This is a genomic window from Brevundimonas lutea (assembly GCF_003704105.1).
Classification (GTDB): domain Bacteria; phylum Pseudomonadota; class Alphaproteobacteria; order Caulobacterales; family Caulobacteraceae; genus Brevundimonas; species Brevundimonas lutea.
The window spans coordinates 289,554-304,690 of the sequence record NZ_QUOQ01000004.1 but is presented as its reverse complement, the minus strand read 5'-3'; the positions used below and the strand labels follow the sequence as shown (position 1 = coordinate 304,690).

At 69.1% G+C, this 15,137-nt stretch carries 22 protein-coding genes; 9 read left to right on the top strand and 13 right to left on the bottom strand.

The annotated features are described in order from the left end of the window. Positions 1-17 precede the first annotated feature (17 nt). Positions 18-719, top strand: coding sequence for an alpha/beta hydrolase family protein (locus tag EES48_RS08800; protein WP_205679410.1), 702 nt, complete (start codon positions 18-20; stop codon positions 717-719). 47 nt (positions 720-766) lie between these two features. Here the strand turns inward: EES48_RS08800 and EES48_RS08795 are convergent, their stop codons facing one another. The 6 genes from EES48_RS08795 to EES48_RS08770 form a co-directional block, all read right to left on the bottom strand. Further along, positions 767-1,270 (bottom strand): SgcJ/EcaC family oxidoreductase, encoded by a 504-nt coding sequence (locus EES48_RS08795; protein WP_122466006.1) that lies wholly within the window; start codon positions 1,268-1,270, stop codon positions 767-769. 49 nt (positions 1,271-1,319) lie between these two features. Continuing rightward, on the bottom strand, positions 1,320-2,126 hold the full coding sequence (locus EES48_RS08790; RefSeq protein ID WP_122466005.1) for a helix-turn-helix domain-containing protein: 807 nt from the start codon (positions 2,124-2,126) through the stop codon (positions 1,320-1,322). 71 nt (positions 2,127-2,197) lie between these two features. Beyond that, a complete protein-coding gene (gene pgeF / locus EES48_RS08785; protein ID WP_122466004.1) occupies positions 2,198-2,968 on the bottom strand; it encodes a peptidoglycan editing factor PgeF in 771 nt (256 codons plus the stop codon). A gap of 26 nt (positions 2,969-2,994) precedes the next feature. After that, on the bottom strand, positions 2,995-4,065 hold the full coding sequence (locus tag EES48_RS08780; RefSeq protein WP_122466003.1) for a class I SAM-dependent methyltransferase: 1,071 nt from the start codon (positions 4,063-4,065) through the stop codon (positions 2,995-2,997). Next, positions 4,065-4,967 carry a prolipoprotein diacylglyceryl transferase gene (gene lgt / locus EES48_RS08775; RefSeq protein ID WP_122466002.1) on the bottom strand — a complete coding sequence of 301 codons (903 nt, stop codon included), beginning with the start codon at positions 4,965-4,967 and terminating at the stop codon, positions 4,065-4,067. Before lgt ends, EES48_RS08780 begins: the two co-directional genes overlap by 1 nt. Positions 4,968-5,037: 70 nt before the next feature. Further along, entirely contained in the window at positions 5,038-5,484 is a 447-nt protein-coding gene (locus tag EES48_RS08770; RefSeq protein ID WP_122466001.1) for a DMT family transporter, read from the bottom strand. A 183-nt stretch (positions 5,485-5,667) separates the two neighbouring features. Here EES48_RS08770 and EES48_RS08765 point away from each other — a divergent pair, with 183 nt between their 5' ends. Genes EES48_RS08765 through EES48_RS08750 form a run of 4 tightly spaced genes read left to right on the top strand, consistent with a single transcriptional unit; the run spans position 5,668 to position 7,740 of the window. Then, the gene (locus tag EES48_RS08765; protein ID WP_122466000.1) at positions 5,668-6,438 is read left to right on the top strand and encodes an SDR family oxidoreductase; all 771 of its coding nucleotides are present in this window, start codon (positions 5,668-5,670) and stop codon (positions 6,436-6,438) included. 6 nt (positions 6,439-6,444) lie between these two features. After that, positions 6,445-6,810 carry a dihydroneopterin aldolase gene (locus EES48_RS08760; protein ID WP_240623288.1) on the top strand — a complete coding sequence of 122 codons (366 nt, stop codon included), beginning with the start codon at positions 6,445-6,447 and terminating at the stop codon, positions 6,808-6,810. A 41-nt stretch (positions 6,811-6,851) separates the two neighbouring features. Next, positions 6,852-7,355, top strand: coding sequence for a hypothetical protein (locus tag EES48_RS08755; RefSeq protein WP_205679409.1), 504 nt, complete (start codon positions 6,852-6,854; stop codon positions 7,353-7,355). Between the two features lies 1 nt (position 7,356). Beyond that, positions 7,357-7,740 carry a hypothetical protein gene (locus EES48_RS08750; protein ID WP_122465999.1) on the top strand — a complete coding sequence of 128 codons (384 nt, stop codon included), beginning with the start codon at positions 7,357-7,359 and terminating at the stop codon, positions 7,738-7,740. A gap of 4 nt (positions 7,741-7,744) precedes the next feature. Here EES48_RS08750 and EES48_RS08745 read toward each other — a convergent pair whose 3' ends face one another. Next, on the bottom strand, positions 7,745-8,350 hold the full coding sequence (locus EES48_RS08745) for a DUF3617 domain-containing protein (protein WP_122465998.1): 606 nt from the start codon (positions 8,348-8,350) through the stop codon (positions 7,745-7,747). Between the two features lie 104 nt (positions 8,351-8,454). On the opposite strand from EES48_RS08745, the gene EES48_RS08740 reads away from it, so the two are divergent. Then, positions 8,455-8,742: a GNAT family N-acetyltransferase gene (locus EES48_RS08740; protein WP_122465997.1), complete on the top strand. Its 288-nt coding sequence runs from the start codon at positions 8,455-8,457 to the stop codon at positions 8,740-8,742. On the opposite strand, the gene EES48_RS08735 is transcribed toward EES48_RS08740, so the two are convergent. The 3 genes from EES48_RS08735 to EES48_RS08725 form a co-directional block, all read right to left on the bottom strand. Continuing rightward, complete coding sequence (locus EES48_RS08735) at positions 8,739-9,743, bottom strand: SDR family oxidoreductase (RefSeq protein WP_122465996.1); 1,005 nt, start codon at positions 9,741-9,743, stop codon at positions 8,739-8,741. The two genes, EES48_RS08740 and EES48_RS08735, sit on opposite strands and share 4 nt — an antisense overlap. A gap of 63 nt (positions 9,744-9,806) precedes the next feature. Continuing rightward, a complete protein-coding gene (locus EES48_RS08730) occupies positions 9,807-10,115 on the bottom strand; it encodes a hypothetical protein (RefSeq protein ID WP_122465995.1) in 309 nt (102 codons plus the stop codon). Between the two features lie 182 nt (positions 10,116-10,297). After that, complete coding sequence (locus tag EES48_RS08725) at positions 10,298-11,065, bottom strand: SAM-dependent methyltransferase (RefSeq protein ID WP_122465994.1); 768 nt, start codon at positions 11,063-11,065, stop codon at positions 10,298-10,300. A gap of 103 nt (positions 11,066-11,168) precedes the next feature. On the opposite strand from EES48_RS08725, the gene EES48_RS08720 reads away from it, so the two are divergent. From EES48_RS08720 to EES48_RS08710, 3 genes are read left to right on the top strand one after another with little or no spacing between them, the layout of a single operon-like run. Next, complete coding sequence (locus EES48_RS08720; RefSeq protein WP_122465993.1) at positions 11,169-11,795, top strand: hypothetical protein; 627 nt, start codon at positions 11,169-11,171, stop codon at positions 11,793-11,795. 2 nt (positions 11,796-11,797) lie between these two features. Continuing rightward, the gene (locus tag EES48_RS08715; protein WP_122465992.1) at positions 11,798-12,112 is read left to right on the top strand and encodes a winged helix-turn-helix domain-containing protein; all 315 of its coding nucleotides are present in this window, start codon (positions 11,798-11,800) and stop codon (positions 12,110-12,112) included. Between the two features lie 9 nt (positions 12,113-12,121). Further along, a complete protein-coding gene (locus tag EES48_RS08710; protein WP_240623287.1) occupies positions 12,122-13,513 on the top strand; it encodes an anthranilate synthase component I family protein in 1,392 nt (463 codons plus the stop codon). Here EES48_RS08710 and EES48_RS08705 read toward each other — a convergent pair. From EES48_RS08705 to EES48_RS08695, 3 genes are read right to left on the bottom strand one after another with little or no spacing between them, the layout of a single operon-like run. Continuing rightward, complete coding sequence (locus EES48_RS08705; RefSeq protein ID WP_122465990.1) at positions 13,468-14,001, bottom strand: TadE/TadG family type IV pilus assembly protein; 534 nt, start codon at positions 13,999-14,001, stop codon at positions 13,468-13,470. The genes EES48_RS08710 and EES48_RS08705 overlap by 46 nt on opposite strands. Beyond that, positions 13,998-14,561 carry a TadE/TadG family type IV pilus assembly protein gene (locus tag EES48_RS08700; protein ID WP_162998095.1) on the bottom strand — a complete coding sequence of 188 codons (564 nt, stop codon included), beginning with the start codon at positions 14,559-14,561 and terminating at the stop codon, positions 13,998-14,000. The genes EES48_RS08705 and EES48_RS08700 overlap by 4 nt, the downstream gene beginning before the upstream one ends. A gap of 11 nt (positions 14,562-14,572) precedes the next feature. Beyond that, the gene (locus EES48_RS08695) at positions 14,573-14,977 is read right to left on the bottom strand and encodes a pilus assembly protein N-terminal domain-containing protein (protein WP_122466220.1); all 405 of its coding nucleotides are present in this window, start codon (positions 14,975-14,977) and stop codon (positions 14,573-14,575) included. Positions 14,978-15,137: the final 160 nt, after the last annotated feature.

The window sequence follows — 15,137 nt, the reverse complement described above, 5'->3', positions numbered from 1 at the left end:
GGGGCGCGCCACGAGCCTTGATGGTGATCGGCGGCTCGGACTGTCTGCTCAACGAGCGTCGCGCCTGGTTCGCCCGCGTCGTTTCGGACGCTCCGACGCGCTGGGTCGTGTCCGTCGACAAGGAAGGGGCGGGCGATGATCCCAACGTCTGCGCCGACACCTATGAGCGCACGTCCCTGGAGGCTCAACGGGCTCTCGATCATGTTAGGGCGGTGCGTTGGCTGAGGCGCAATCTGACTCTGGTTGAGGCGCCGGCGGTCGACGTTATGGCGACGTCCGCGGGCGGAAACGCCGCCTGCGCCCTGGCCGGCGCGACGGAGGAGGTGGCCAGCGTCATGCTGCTCAGCACGGGGGGCGGCCGGCCGTTCGACGCAGACATGCGAGCCTTGACCGAGAATGCGGGCACCATCGCCTCGCACCTGGACCGCGTCGAGCAGTCTCCGAGGATTGGCGAGACCTGGCTGGGAAACAGCAATCCCGAGATCTGGTGGTGGTCTGCGCTGCCGCTTACCTGCGCGCCCCAGATGGCCGGGTGGCGCGGACCGGTCCTTATCCTTCAGGGATCCGACGACACCTCGATCCCAGCTGAATCTTCCCGCCTGCTCGCGCGGCAACTCGAAGACCATCCGGGGGTGACCGTGGACTATCGGGAGTTACCCGGGGCGGGCCATGACCGTTCATCGGAGCCGCCCGCAAACCCGACGAGGGCGATGGCCTGACCCAGGCACTCGATTGGCTGAGCCAGACCGTGGCGACCGACTGACGATCAGCTGATCGGATCGGACGCTGCGGCAACCGGGTCGATCTGGACATTGGCGCCGTGCAACAGGCGCAGTGCGTCGGCGTCCCGCTCGAACACCAGGGTCATACGGTCTTCCGACGGCGGAATGACGTGGCCCGTGGGGGTGGTGAACTGACCCACCGCCCAGCGCACCACCGCAACCACCCCATCGCGCCCGATCGGCCTCAGCGTCTCGATCTCGCGCAGGCTCATCGGCACGCCCCGGAACATGGTGGTGAGGTAGCGTTCGTGGGCGGTGACCACCTCGGCCTTTCCGCGCCAGTGCATGCCGACGATATTGATCCATTCCAGGGCCTCGGCGTCACCGGCATACATGGCGGGGCCGTCCCCGGCGGCCCAGGCGGCGACGCAGCGGTCGCACCAGGCCTGAACGGCGGCGCGGTCATCGGCGGGCGAGTGGGCGGCAGCGGGAACGGCGTTCATCAGCGGAGCTCCGGCGATCAGGGCGAGGGTGGCGCGGCGGTTCATGGTCGGTCTCCAGGTCGCCGCCACGATGCGTCCGGCCGGGAGGCGCTCGCTAGGAAGAATCGGACATCGCCGTGGACGGATCGATGAGGCGGCTCGGCGATGCGCCGGTGAAGGTATGGGCGTCGCGCAGCAGATGGGCCTGATCGAAGTAGCCAAAGCGATGCGCCAGGTCGGTCCAGGTGAGGTTCGGGGATCGCTCGCGGGCGTTCAGCACCGCATCGAAACGAACCGTACGGGCGTAGAGCTTGGGCGTCAGGCCGACCTGCTCGGTGAATCGGCGCTGGAACTGGCGCGCGGACAGGCCGGCGTGCGCGGCCATGCGGGCGATGGGTGGCGCGCCTCCCGCCCGGCGCACCAGCCGAGCGATCCGGTCGACGCCATCGCTGGGCCGCGACTGGGTCAGCCGTTGAGCGATCCAGTGGTCCGCGATCCGCGCGCGGGCTTCGAAATCCGAGGCCGCGCGGACCCAGTCGGTCAGTTCGCGCAGCGGCGACGCGCCGAAGTCCTCGATGGCGACGGCGCGATCGGCCAGGGCGTCCATGCCGACGCCGAACAGGCGGTGAAAGCCGCTGGGCTGGAAGGCGACATGAAAGGTCGCGACCGGGCCCTTGACCCATAGCCGCGCGCTGTGCCGCGACGACGGGCCGACCACCACGGCCTCGGGCGCCGGGCTGAAGTCGCCGCCGTCCAGGCTGACCCGGTAGGGATCGTCCAGATAGATCTCCAGGAACTGGGCGGGGCGACCGGGCAGGGGGACGATGACGCCGGGCCCCTCGCTGACGCCGGTCCGTTCCCGATAGCCGCGAACCACCTGGGCCACGGCCGGCGCGGATCTCCGGGCCCGATGCAGGATCACCGTCGCACCCTTCTCAATGACGGAACAGGACCCATCCGCGCCTCCGGCCCCGCCACCCTAACACAGGTCGGTCAGTCCAGGCTGATGGCGCTCATCATCCGGCCGAAGTCGGGCTCGCCGTTCAAATGGGCGCGGCGGTTGGAGAAGAAGCGCGCCGCGTCAGCCCGCGTGTCGTCCCCGGTCCAGGCGGCCTGACCGACCCCGGCCTGCTCCAGCCGCCACAGCACGAAGCCCGGCAGGTCGAACAGCCGTTTTCCGGGCGCCTCGGCCGCCGCGAAGAACCGGCTCGCACCCGGATCATGGTGCTCGAACCGCTCCTGGAAATCGGCTCCGACCTCATAGCTGGCCTGGGCGATGCAGGGCCCCACCACGGCCAGCACCCGGTCGGTGCGCGCGCCCGCCGCCTCCATCGCCGCGACGGCTGAGTGGACGATGCCGGTCAGGGCGCCTTTCCAGCCGGCGTGGACGGCCGCGACCACCCCGGTCTCGGCGTCGGCCATCAGGATGGGCGCGCAGTCGGCCGTCAGCACGCCGCAGACCACACCCGGCGAGGCCGTGACCACGGCGTCGCCCTCAGGCCGGTCGCCGCGCCAGCCGCTCTCGGCCACCCGGGCCACGGCGGAATGGATCTGATAGCAGGCGGCCAGATCGTCCGGCTCGCGACCGAACCAGCGAGCGATGCGGGCGCGGTTCTCGGTGACGGCGTCGGCATCGTCCTTCGACCCCACGCCGGTGTTCAGGCTGTCGTAGAGACCGGTCGAGACCCCGCCCCGGCGCGTGAAGAAGCCATGTCGAATGCCGGCGTTGTCCAGCAGCGGATGGATGATGGGTTCGAGCGACATGGCGTCACTCTAAACGCGCCAGAGTCCTATTCGAACCCCGGCACGGCCAGGGACCGCGGAGCGAAGATGGCGGCGGACTTGAACAGCCGGCCCATCTGGTCGTCGGCGGTCAGACGATCCACCTGCCGATCGATGACGGCCGCGCCTTCTGGCCGCGCCGCCATCAGCCTTTGGGCCCGCGCCCCGATGCCCAGCGTTCGCAAAAAGTCGCCCTGACCCTGGCTGCCGGTGGTATCGGCGCCGGCGCGGACGGCGGCCTCCAGCACGGTCGGAAAGTCCGCCCACTGGGTCAGGTCGGCCTCGCCGGGGTGATCCAGCGGCCCCTCCTTCTTGTGGCCGCGCACCGCCTGCAGGGTGTCGCCCGGGCCCGGCCGGTCGCGGCCATAGTCGATCAGCAGGGCCGCGCCCGTGGTTCGCGCCAGCAGCCGACCCAGCGCCGCGCCGAAGGCCGCCTGGGCGTCGGAAATCTCGACCACCTGCCCCGGCTCGATCGCGTAGTCGGGCTTGGCGAAGGGACCGGTGATGGGGGCTAGGCCCAGGGTCAGGCCACCGTCGTCGTCCAGCCCCACGCGGCGCTCCATCCAGCCGTCTTCGGTGCGCACGAACTGGCGCGCCGGCAGACAGTCCAGCACCTCATTGGCGACCAGGATCACAGGGGTGCCAGCGGGCAGATCGTCGAGGCCGGAGACCCAGCGCGGGGTGACGGCGGCCTCGGCCAGGGTCCGCTCCTGAGCGGCGCGCAACGGCGGGCTGGGCTCGATCAGCACCAGGTCCAGAGCTTGCAGGAAGTCCGGAGCGAGGCGCGCGGCGCGCAGCATATCCGCCATAAGCGTGCCGTCGCCGGGCCCGACCTCCACCAGGGTCAGGCGATCGGGCGCGCCCAGCCGGGTCCAGACCTCCACAGCCCACAAACCGATCAGCTCGCCGAACATCTGGCTGACCAGGGGCGCGGTGATGAAGTCGCCGCCCCCCCCGATGCGGGGCCGGGTCGCGTAATAGCCGTCCATCGGATCGTGCAGGCAGCGGGTCACATAGTCGGCCACGCTCATCGGCCCAGTCAGGGCGATCTCGCGTTTCAGCCGGTCGGCGAGACTCATCAGGCGGCGGGGGGCGGCGCGACGTACGGCGGACGGCTCCAGGCCCGCCAGATCAGGAAGGCGCCCGCCAGGATCATCGGGATCGACAGCATCATGCCCATGGTCAGGCCCAGGGCGAAGTCCGGCATGCCGACATCGGGCTCGCGCACCGTCTCCAGCGCCGCCCGGCTGAGGCCATAGCCGACCAGGAACAGGCCGGTGACGTATCCCGGCTTGGCCAGCAGGCGCAGCTTCCACACCGCGAAGGCCAGGATGGCGAACAGGAGCAGGCCCTCAAGCCCCGCCTCATAGAGCTGGCTGGGATGGCGCGCGACGTCGCCGGGACCGAAGCCCATGTAGTTGCAGGCTGGCCCGTAGATCTCCTGATTGCGCGCGTTGCAGAAGTTGATGGCCCACGGCGCGTCGGATGGCCGGCCCCACAGCTCGCCGTTGATGAAATTGGCCAGGCGGCCGGTGAACAGGCCGATCGGCACCACCGGCGCGATCAGGTCGCCGACGCTGAGCAGATTGGCGCCCTTTGAGCGCGCAAACAGGATGATGGCGATGCTCACCCCGATAAACCCGCCGTGGAACGACATGCCGCCGGTCCAGATCTGCAGCAGCTCGAACCGCTCGCCCAAGGTGTCGCCGGTGAACAGCTGGGCGTAGAGCGAGGGGTTGTAGAACAGGGCGAAGCCCAGACGTCCGCCCAGGATGATGCCCAGAATGATCCAGGCCGCCAGGTCGGCGACGCCGTCCTTGTCCAGAGGCGACCGGTTCGGCGCCCACAGCGACTGACGTTGTGCCAGTCGCGTGGCGTACCACCAGCCGGCCATGATGCCGGCCACATAGGCCAGGGCGTACCAGCGCAGCGGAAGCGGACCGAGGCTGATCGCCACTGGATCGAAGTCGGGAAGAACCACGCGAGACGCCTCGGCTGAACGAACGGAACCGTCGCTATAGCAAGGCCGGCGCCGCTGCGTCAGCCCGTCTTCACGGCCGCCGGATCAGCAGCACGCCGCACACGATCAGCCCGACCCCCGCCAGGCGTCCCCAGTCGATCGGCTGCTTGGGCACGCCCATGAAGCCGAAGTGGTCGAGGATCAGGCTTAGGGCCATCTGTCCCGCCACCATCAGCACGATGGTCGATGCGACGCCGAGGCGCGGGGTGGCGAAGGCGGCAGCGGCCACGAACACCGCGCCATAGAGGCCGCCGATCCAGCTGTGCCATGGCAGGGCCCGCGCCGCGCCCACGTCGGGCCGGACCTGCAAGGTCGCGGCGACCAGCACCAAGGCCACGGTCCCCACCAGGAACGACACCAGGGCCGCGTTGATCGGCGAGTTCAGCGCCCCCGCCAGCCGCGCATTGGTCGGCCCCTGCAGGGCGGTCAGGGCTCCGCCCACCATGACGGCGCCGACGGCGATCCAGTTGGCGTTCATGGGCGACCCCTTGCGACGCGGCCCGACTATAGCCGCTTGGGCGCTCTGTCGCGCTGGACGGCGCGCGCGCGGGCCATTAGGAGCAGGCCACGTCTTTCAGGAGTTCGCCAATGATCGCGCTCGCCGTCATCTTCGGTTTCATCATCGTGCTCGGCGCCATCAACTATTTCGAGTTCGGCCGGCTTGACTGAGCCCGCGCCCGGCGCGGCGCTGGTCACCGGCGGCGGCCGGCGCATCGGTCGCGCTATCTGCCTGGCCCTCGCCCGCGCCGGACATGACGTCGCGGTGCATCACCGCGGCGGCGCCGAAGAGGCCCGGGCGCTGGCGGGCGAGCTCCGCGGTCTGGGCGTGCGCGCCGAGGCCGTGTTCGCCGATCTGGCCGATGAGGATCAGGCGCGCAGCCTGATCGCCACAGCGGCTCAGGCGGTCGGTCCCCTGACCCTGCTGGTCAACAACGCCTCCCTGTTCGAGGACGATCGCGTGGGCGACCTGTCGCGCGACCTGTGGGACCGGCATATCGCCACCAATCTGCGCGCGCCGATCGTGCTGGCCGAGGCCTTCGCCGCCCAGGTTCCGGACGCCGCCGCCGGCCGCGCCTCGGTGATCAATCTGCTGGACCAGAGGGTGCTCAAGCCGGACCCCCGCTTCTTCTCCTACGGACTGTCCAAGGCAGGGCTGTGGTGGGCGACGCGCACCCTGGCCCAGGCCCTGGCCCCCCGTGTGCGGGTCAATGGCGTCGGCCCCGGCCCGACCCTGCCCTCGATCCATCAAAGCCAGGCCGAGTTTGATGCAGAGGCGCGCAATATCCCGCTGGAGCGCGCCTCTAGCCCCGAAGCCATCGCCGAGGCGGTGCTGTACCTGGCGCGCGCCGACCGCGTCACCGGCCAGATGATCGCGGTGGACGGCGGCCAGCACCTGGCCTGGAAGACCCCCGACATCGTCGACGAGGACTGACCACCCATGAGCGCCACCATGACCGGCCTCGGCGTCTTTGTGCGCGGCCTCGAGCTTCAGGCTGGCATCGGCGTGCACGCTCACGAACACGGCCGTCTGCAGACCCTGGTGGTCGACATCGAGCTGACGCTCGCCCCCGGGGCCATCGGCGGCCTGGACGAAACGGTCAATTACGAGGGCGTGGTCGCAGCCGCGCGCGACATCGTCGCCGCCGGTCACATCGAACTGGTCGAGACCTTCGCCGAGCGTCTGTGCCGCGTCCTGCTGGAGCATCCGCGAGCACGCGCCGTCCGCGTTCGCGTCGAAAAGCCCGGCGCCCTCGGCGATCACGCCGTCCCCGGCTGCGAGGTTCGGCTGGAGTCCGCCGGATAATCATTGCGCGGCGGGCTCCGGACCGTCATCTTTCCGGCCGCATGTCCGACCCCCGCTTTCCACACGACCGACCCGATCCCGCCGCGCCCGCTTCGCGGCCCGAGGTGTCGTTGCCCGAGGGCTATGCCGATCGCTATTCGGGACGACCGCTGCCCGCCGGGGCCGGACGCGATTTCGCCGAGGCGGGGCGCGCCCGGCAGCCAACTCAGGCCGACGCCCGAGATGTCACCTGGGTTTGGACCCTCTACGCCCTGATCCTGTTCGCCATCCCGACCCTGGGCGTATCGGCCGCCGTCGGCCTGTATGGGGTGCTGACGCGCAAGGCTCCCACCGATCCGGTCCTGGCGAGCCACGCGCGGTTCCAGAAGCGCACCCTTGTGCACGCCGCCATCGCCGCCGCCATCGGCCTGGTGCTGATCGTGGTCAGCGTCGGCGTCATCGTGCTGTTCGCCGCCGCCCTGTGGACCCTGGTGCGCGGCGTCAGCGGCCTGTGGCGCCTGCGCCAGAACCGCCCCATCGCCAATCCCGACAGCTGGACGATCTGACATGACCGACGCCAACGCCGCCGCTCCCGCCGATCCCGACGAAGGCCGCGCCGCGGCCGCCGTCGTCTGGCTGCTGTATCTGCTGGCCATCCCCAGCGCCAACATCCTGGCCGTGGTCGGGGTGATCGTCGCCTATGTGGCCCGCGAGGGCTCCAGCCCGTGGGTGCGCCGCCACTTCGACACCCAGATCAGCCTGTTCTGGTCGACCATCGTCTGGTTCATCCTGCTGACGGTGCTGATCATCGTCTCGGGCATCCTCAGCCTGATCATCATCGGCATCCCGTTCCTGATCGCCGCCGGCCTGGCCATGCTGGTGCTGTTCATCTGGTTCACGGTGAAGAGCGTCATCGGCCTGATCAACGTGGTTCAACGCCGCCAGCCCTGACGGCTCAGGGCGCGCCCGCGCCTGCCCGCGCCGCAGCCTGATCGGCCATCTCGGCCATGTTCACCCGCATGCCGGCGATGTCGGCGTCTCCCGGGCGCATGTCCGCGGGGCAGGGGCCGACCAGCCGTCCTTCGGCCACTGAGCTGGTCTCGCCGTTCATCTGGGCCAGGGCGGCGCCGCTGGTCACCGTGGTCCATTCCGACCGGTAGATGCTGCGGAAATCGCCGGTCACCACGCCGTCGGACACCATCCGCCCGCCGGGCCCCATGTCGCAGATCGAGCGGGTGCGCCAGCCGCCGCCAGCTTCCCGGGTCATGCGTGTCTCCTCGCAGGCTCCGGCAGAGGCCGTGGCGCCAAAGGCGCTCATGCGCGCCTGAACCGCCTCGTCGAGACACATCGACATCTCCTGTGACTGGCCGTCCGACGTAGTCGCCACCCTCCAAAGGCCGGGCGCCAGACGCGGCGCGTCGTCGTCCGGCACCATGGCCGAGGAAGTTGTGCCGCCAGGCGCGGCTGACGGCGTCTTGACCGTCTCCCGCTCGCTGCATCCGCTCAGGGCGAGCGCGCCGAAAAGGGCGGCCGTCGAGAATGTTTTGTGGCGATCACGCATCGGTGTCATCCTTGTGTACGCCATCCGACGTTCACGCGGGAACGACCTGAGTTCAACTCGGTTTTCGACGGCAGTGACCGCTTTCGCCTGGACTGGAGTGCCGCATGACCGATTTCCGCGACGTCGTTTCCGATAACCGATTTGAGCAGGGGTTCGCGACGCCGGAAGGGGAGGAGGGCATTGTCTGGGCCGACTACGCGACCCAGGGCGATCGGCGCGTCATCCTGCACGTCGAGGCCGAGCCGCATCTGCGTGGAACCGGGGCGTCGGGTCGGTTCATGCAGGCCCTCGCAGATCACGCTCGCACCGAGGGGATCAAGCTGACCCCCCGTTGCGGCTATGCGGTGGCGTGGTTCAAACGCCACCGCGAATACGAGGACCTGCTGGCCTAGCCGCCGGAATAGCCGCCGATGATCGGCAGGATCTCGCCGGTGATGTAGCTCGACATCTGGGGCGAGGCGAGAAACACATAGGCTGGCGCGATCTCCTCGGGCTGGGCGGGGCGCTTCATCACCGTGTCGGCCCCGAACTGCGAGGTGCGTTCGGCGTCCTTGTCGGCGGGATTCAGCGGCGTCCACACCGGGCCCGGCGCCACCACATTCACCCGGATCCCGCGCGGCGCCAGATGCGTGCCCAGTGATCGCGCGAAGGCGTGAATGCCGCCCTTGGTCAGCGAATAGTCCAGCAGCGATTTGTTGCCCATCAGTCCGGTGACCGAGCCGGTCATGACGATCGCTCCGCCCGATTTCATATGCGGCACGGCGGCCTGGGTCAGGTGGAAATAGCCGTAGAGGTTGGTCTTCAGCGTCCGGTCGAAATGCTCTTCGGTCAGATCCTCGAACTCGGGCACATGCAGTTGGAAGGCGGCGTTGGGCACCACCACGTCGATCTTGCCGAAGGCGTCCAGGGTCGCCTTGACGGCCTCGTCGCAGAAGGCGCGCTCCGACACATCGCCCTTCAGCACGATGGCGCGGCGCCCCTCAGCCTCCACGGCCTTCTTCGTCTCCTCGGCGTCGATGTCCTCGTCCAGATGGCAGATGGCGATATCGGCGCCCTCGCGCGCGAACAGCACCGCGACCGCCCGACCGATGCCGGAATCCGCGCCCGTGATCAGGGCGGCGAAGCCCTCCAGCTTGCCCGATCCCTTCCAGAAGGGGGCGTCATACATCGGCGCGGGATCGAGATCGGCCTCGATCCCGGGCTTCTTCTGATGCTGGGGCGGCAGGGGCGGTTCGGGATAGCGCCGGGCGCCGGCTTGGACCGCGCCATCTTCCTTGTCGTCGTCAGCGCCGGCCTTGGCGTCCTTGCGGTCGATCGGGCGCTGGATGTCGCGCTGGTCCTCGGCCGCATCTTCGGCGCGGTCGGCGAATCGGTTGTCGGTCTTGTCAGTCATCGGCGCGTCTCTGGCGGTGTCAGGGGAGGCCCTGACAAGCGACGGGAGCGCGACCGGGTTCCGTCAGCGAAGGGTGCGCTGGGTGATCGCTTCCAGGGTTTCGGCCTTGGCGGCCAGATCCTCGGCCAGGCGGCCGGCCAGTTCGCGGGCGCCGATATGATAGGCGTCGCCCCCGTCGGCGATTTCCTGCGCCAGCTTGGCCGCGGTCAGCAGGGCCGTCTCCAGCTGGTCGATCTGCTCGGCGGCCAGGGCGCGCGCCTCGGCCTGCAGGCGCCGCACCCGCTCGGCCGTGTTCATCGGCGGCCGCATCAGGTCATAGACCTCGGCCTCCGGCGTGATCGGCGTGACATTCGAGCTCTTGGAGCCGGACATGGCTTCGCTCCTTTTCGATCTGGAGGATGCGCCTTCGCGAAACGATTTCAATGTTCCGGAACGGTGCAATCCCCCGATTTGCTGCGCCGATTGCAACATCCGCGCCGTGTGTGGCCGGGCCGCATCAGCAATGTGGCGAGAGTGTCGTTCATCCCACATGACAATGGGCTGAACAGCGGTCGTCAGGCGGCGTTCAGCGATTCGGGATTGCGCAGCAGATAAAGGCCGAACCCGAGGCAGCGCGCGGCCTCGCCCTCGAACACGGCCTTCTGCATGTCGGCCCGGGCGATCAATCCGGGCGTTTCGGGTCGATCCGGATTCATCGCCGCCCAGTCCCGGACCGCTCGGTCCATGGTCTCGACATAGTGGCTGTGCTCCGCCTCGGTGCTCACCCGCGCCGACGCCACCTCGAACCCCGCTCGCCTGGCGGCGTCCTGCCAGCCGTCGTGGCTTTCGTACAGGTTGGTCAGTTCGACGATCTGGCGAAACGGCGGGCTGGGTTCGGCCTTCCAGAACGGCTCGCCCCACAACAGCCACCCGCCGGGCGCGATGCGGGCGCGCAACTGTCGGAACACGGCCTCGGCCTCGCGTACACCCGGCGCCGCCGCCTCGGTCGCGCCAATGACAACGATCAGCGACCAGGGGTCGGCGCGGTCCAGCACGTCGCCCGAATGGCCGATAGTCAAAGTCACGTTGTCGCCGGCGGGGCTGGCGGCGATGCGCCGGGCGGCCAGGTCGGCCATCTGCGGATCGCGTTCCACCGCCTCGACCTCGAGCCCGAACCGCTCCGCCAGGCGAATGGCTACGGCCGCGTTCCCTGTGCCGATGTCCAAGGCTCGTGCGCCCGCCGCCAACCCCGTCGTCGCCACTGCCTCTTCCACCGCCGTCATCGACAGGGCGTTGCAGACGTCCAGGGCCTCATAGGCGATGTGGTTGAAGGCGATCGGCATCGAGCGACCATGCGCGAAGCCCGGAGGAGACGCTCGCAAAAAGCACTTTGACAAACAAAGTAACTGTGAGTATCAAGCTCTCACACAGCCACTGGAGGGCCCGATGACCAACACCGATCTGAACACCGTGCGAGACGACATTTCCTATGTGCGCGGCCTGGCCGAGGCCGGCGGCAAGGGGCCGCTGCTGGGCGGGCCGGTGCTGATCGCCGCCGCCCTCATCTTCGGCGCCGCCAATTTCGGACAGTATCTGCTGGGGACGGGCGCGATCAGCGCCGACCCCTATGCGCCACTGTGGCTTTGGATTGGAGCGGGGGTGCTCTTCGCGATCGCCCTGACCCTGATCATTCGCCGGATGGACGCTAACGGCGCGGCCCGGACCACGGCCAACCAAGCGGTGGGCGCGGCCTGGTCGGGTGTCGGCTTCGGCATCTTCGCGGTCTGGCTGGGCCTGATGGCCGTCGGCTTCAGCACCGGTCAGTGGCAGATCATGGTGGCCATGCCGATCGTCGTGGCGGCCGCCTATGGAACGGCCTGGATGGTGGCGGGCGCCATGTCGAAGCAGCGCTGGCTGACGGGCGTGGGGCTGCTGTCCTATGCCGGCGCGGTGCTGGTGGGACTGACGGCGGGAACGGCCATGCTCTATCTGGTGTTCACCGCCTTCCTGATCGCCTGCGCCCTGATCCCCGGCATTATCCTCACCCGCATGGCGGCCAAGGGAGCGCGCTGAACATGGCCGATGATTTCGACATCGGCCGCATCGACGACGTCATCCACGGGCGGGTCAGGCTGGGAATCATGGCCTTCCTGTCCGGCGCCGATGTGGCCGATTTCACCGAGCTCAAGACCCGGCTGGAGCTGACCGACGGCAATCTGTCGGTCCATCTGAGAAAGCTGGAGGACGCCGGTTTCGTGGCCATAGACAAGTCCTTCGTGGGTCGCCGCCCCCTGACCCGGGTCCGCATGACCGAGGCGGGGCGCAAGGCCTTCATCGCCTATCTTGACGCCATGTCGGCGCTGGTGACTGACCATGGAGCGGTCGGGTAAGAGGAGGTCGTGACGTCCCCCCGGCCAGCTCATCCCTATGCCCGTCTCGCCTGGCGCGAGGCGGGCTTCTGGCGTGATCCGGCCGAATTGGCGGGGGCGATGGACGCGGCCGGCCTGGACGGCGCGGCGGTGCTGCTCTCGGATGGAGGACCGCAAGCACGCTGGTCCTACGCCCTGGCCCGGCCCGACGCCGTCGAGACGATCGACCGCGGCGGCCTTGCCGACTTCGTTCGGCTGCGCCCCCTTTTGGGTGACACCCCGCCGGCTGCGTCGACGCCGGACGATTTCCCGCCCTTCACCGGCGGTGTCCTGGGACTGGCCGCCTACGACCTCGGAGACGGCCGGGCAGGGGACTGGCCCGCCCTCACCCTGGCGCGCTACTCATCCTTGCTGGCCTTCGATCACCGCCGTCGCCGCATCCTCGCCGTGGCGCGAGGGGCTGCCGACGCCGCGGCCGCCGCCCGCGTCGAGGCCACGCTGTCCTGGCTGGATCTGCCGCCGGCGCCGGCCAGACCCTTCGCCGGCGCCGAACTCGAGCCGGAGGCTTCGCCCGCCGCCTATGTCGCCGCGGTCACCGATGTCATCGCCCGCATCGATCGCGGCGACCTCTACCAGGCCAATATCGCTCGCGTCTGGACGGCCATCCTCGCTGATCGACCGGTGGCTTTGTTCCGGCGCCTGGCCGCCGCCAGCCCCGCGCCCTTCGCCGCCTGGCTCGATCTTGGCGAACGCCAGTTGGTGTCGAACTCTCCCGAGCTGTTCCTGAGCCTGACGGTCGACGGAGACATCACCGCCCGCCCCATCAAGGGCACCCGTCCACGACGATCCGACCCCGAGGCCGACGCCGCCGAGGCCTCCGAGCTGCGGGCCAGCGTCAAGGACCGGGCCGAAAACCTAATGATCGTCGATCTGATGCGCAACGATCTGGCGCGCGTCGCCCGGCCCGGCTCCGTCACCGTGCCGGCCCTGTTCGAGGTCGAGCCCTACGCCAATGTCCACCATCTGGTGTCGGAGGTCCGCGCTCAGCTGGCGCCGGAACGCGACGCAGCCGATGTGCTGGCCGCCACCTTCCCGCCCGGCTCGATCACCGGCGCGCCCAAGCGTATGGCGATGTCGGTGATCAGGGAGCACGAGCCGCCGCGCGGTCCTTGGTGTGGCTCACTGTTTCTGGCCGGGTTCGACGGCTCCCTGTCCGCGTCGGTGCTGATCCGAACCGTGGCCGCCACAAGGGAAGGCGATGTCTGGCGCCTGCGCACACAGGCCGGGGCGGGCATCGTCGCCGACAGCATTCCGAAAGCCGAACTGGCCGAAACCGAGGCCAAGATCGCCGCCATCCGTCGCGCGCTGAGCGCGGATCAGTCGTCCAGCGTCACCACGTCCGATACCCGCGGACGCAAGTAATAGGTGTGGGAGAAGGTGGTCACCCCCGGCAGCATGTAATCCACCGGTGAGTCGTAGTCGTAGGTGACCTCGGTCATCACCAGGCTTTCGCCGTTCGCGATCAGCCCGTCAGGCACCTCCACGTCCGAACCCTCGGCGCGGGCCGTCATGCCGTCGCCCATCGACCAGTCGACCTTGACCACGCCGTTCTCGTCGCGCGTCACGCTGGTGACCATCTGTGACAGCGGCTCGGCCGAGAACGGTCGCATCACCAGGGCGCCGATAGTGAAGATATCCTCGACGGCGTCGTCCGTGATGGTGGCGTTCTGCGCCACCAGATCGGCAACGGTCGCCGACACATGACCCATCCGCTTCTGAGCCATGAAGCCCTGGCAGAACTCGGCCAGACCGAAATAGAGGCCGATCATGATCGGGGCCAGCAGGGCGAACTCGACCGCGGACACGCCGCGCCGATCGCCAGCGAGCTTGGAGAAAGGGCGCCGCATCATGACCCGCCTCCGGACGGCGGACCAAAGGGCTCGTTCTTGAAGGCGGTGGTCGCCGTCAGCACCGCTGTATTGCCGTCCATCCGCGCCAGGGCCTGGGACAGGAAGGGCGTCAGCAACGGGTGGCGATACCAGGCGCTGACCAGGATGATATCACCGGCCTCGCCGCTCTCGAAACGCAGGCCGGTGCTGTCGAATTCCCCATCAATGATGGGCTCCGGCGGATTGGCGCCGCCGAACTGGGGAATGATGCGCACATCCAGGTCCAGCTGATCGCCGCAGCCGCTTGCGAAGACGGTCATGCGCTCGCAGACCTTCTCCTCGAACTGAGTGCGCGTCATGCCCGAGGCCTGGGCCTGGCCGGTGCGAACCAGACGTCCCGTGTCGATGACCGCGTTCTCCAGTGTGGTGTCCAGCACGAACACCAGGCCCAGCTCCAGCACGGCGAACATCATGAAGAAGAAGGGCAGGGCGACCATGGCGAACTCGACCGCCGTCGCGCCCTCGCGCCGCTTCATGCGGGCGACGCGGCGACGGGCGCGGTCAAGCGGGCCTGGGCGCACGGCGTGAATCCTCAGGGTGTGACTTCAGTCGCGCCGGTGTCGACCGAGCGGATGCTGGGCGAGCAGGAGGCGCCGCAGGCCATTTCCGTGACGCGGGCGCCGCGCCAGACCCGGACTTGGCCGGACTGGGGCGCTGACACCACGACGGGACTCTGGAACAGCACCCGTCCGATCTCGTCCACCACCACGATCTCGGTGGCGCCATAGCCCTTGCCCACGATGAACAGGGTGTTGGCGTCCGTGACGGTGACGTCGGCGATGGCCGGATTGCCGACGACCACCGAGCTGGCGGCGCCGCGCAGCTGGACGCGGGTCGTGCCGTCGATCTCGACGTTCACGGCCCGGCCGCTCTGGGCCAGAGCCGGGGCGGCCAGGACGATGGAGCCGAAGGCGAGGGCGGCGACGAGGCGGCGCATGACGGTCATTCCCCAGCGGGCGCAATCAGCCCGGATTCTGCGCGACAGTGGATGTGAACCCTCAAGAAAGGATGAAATCCCGCGCTGCTGCCACGCGCGGCTGCAACGCGCTATGGGTCGGGCGGACATGGGCTGGCCGCGCGGTATGACGGCCGCCGAA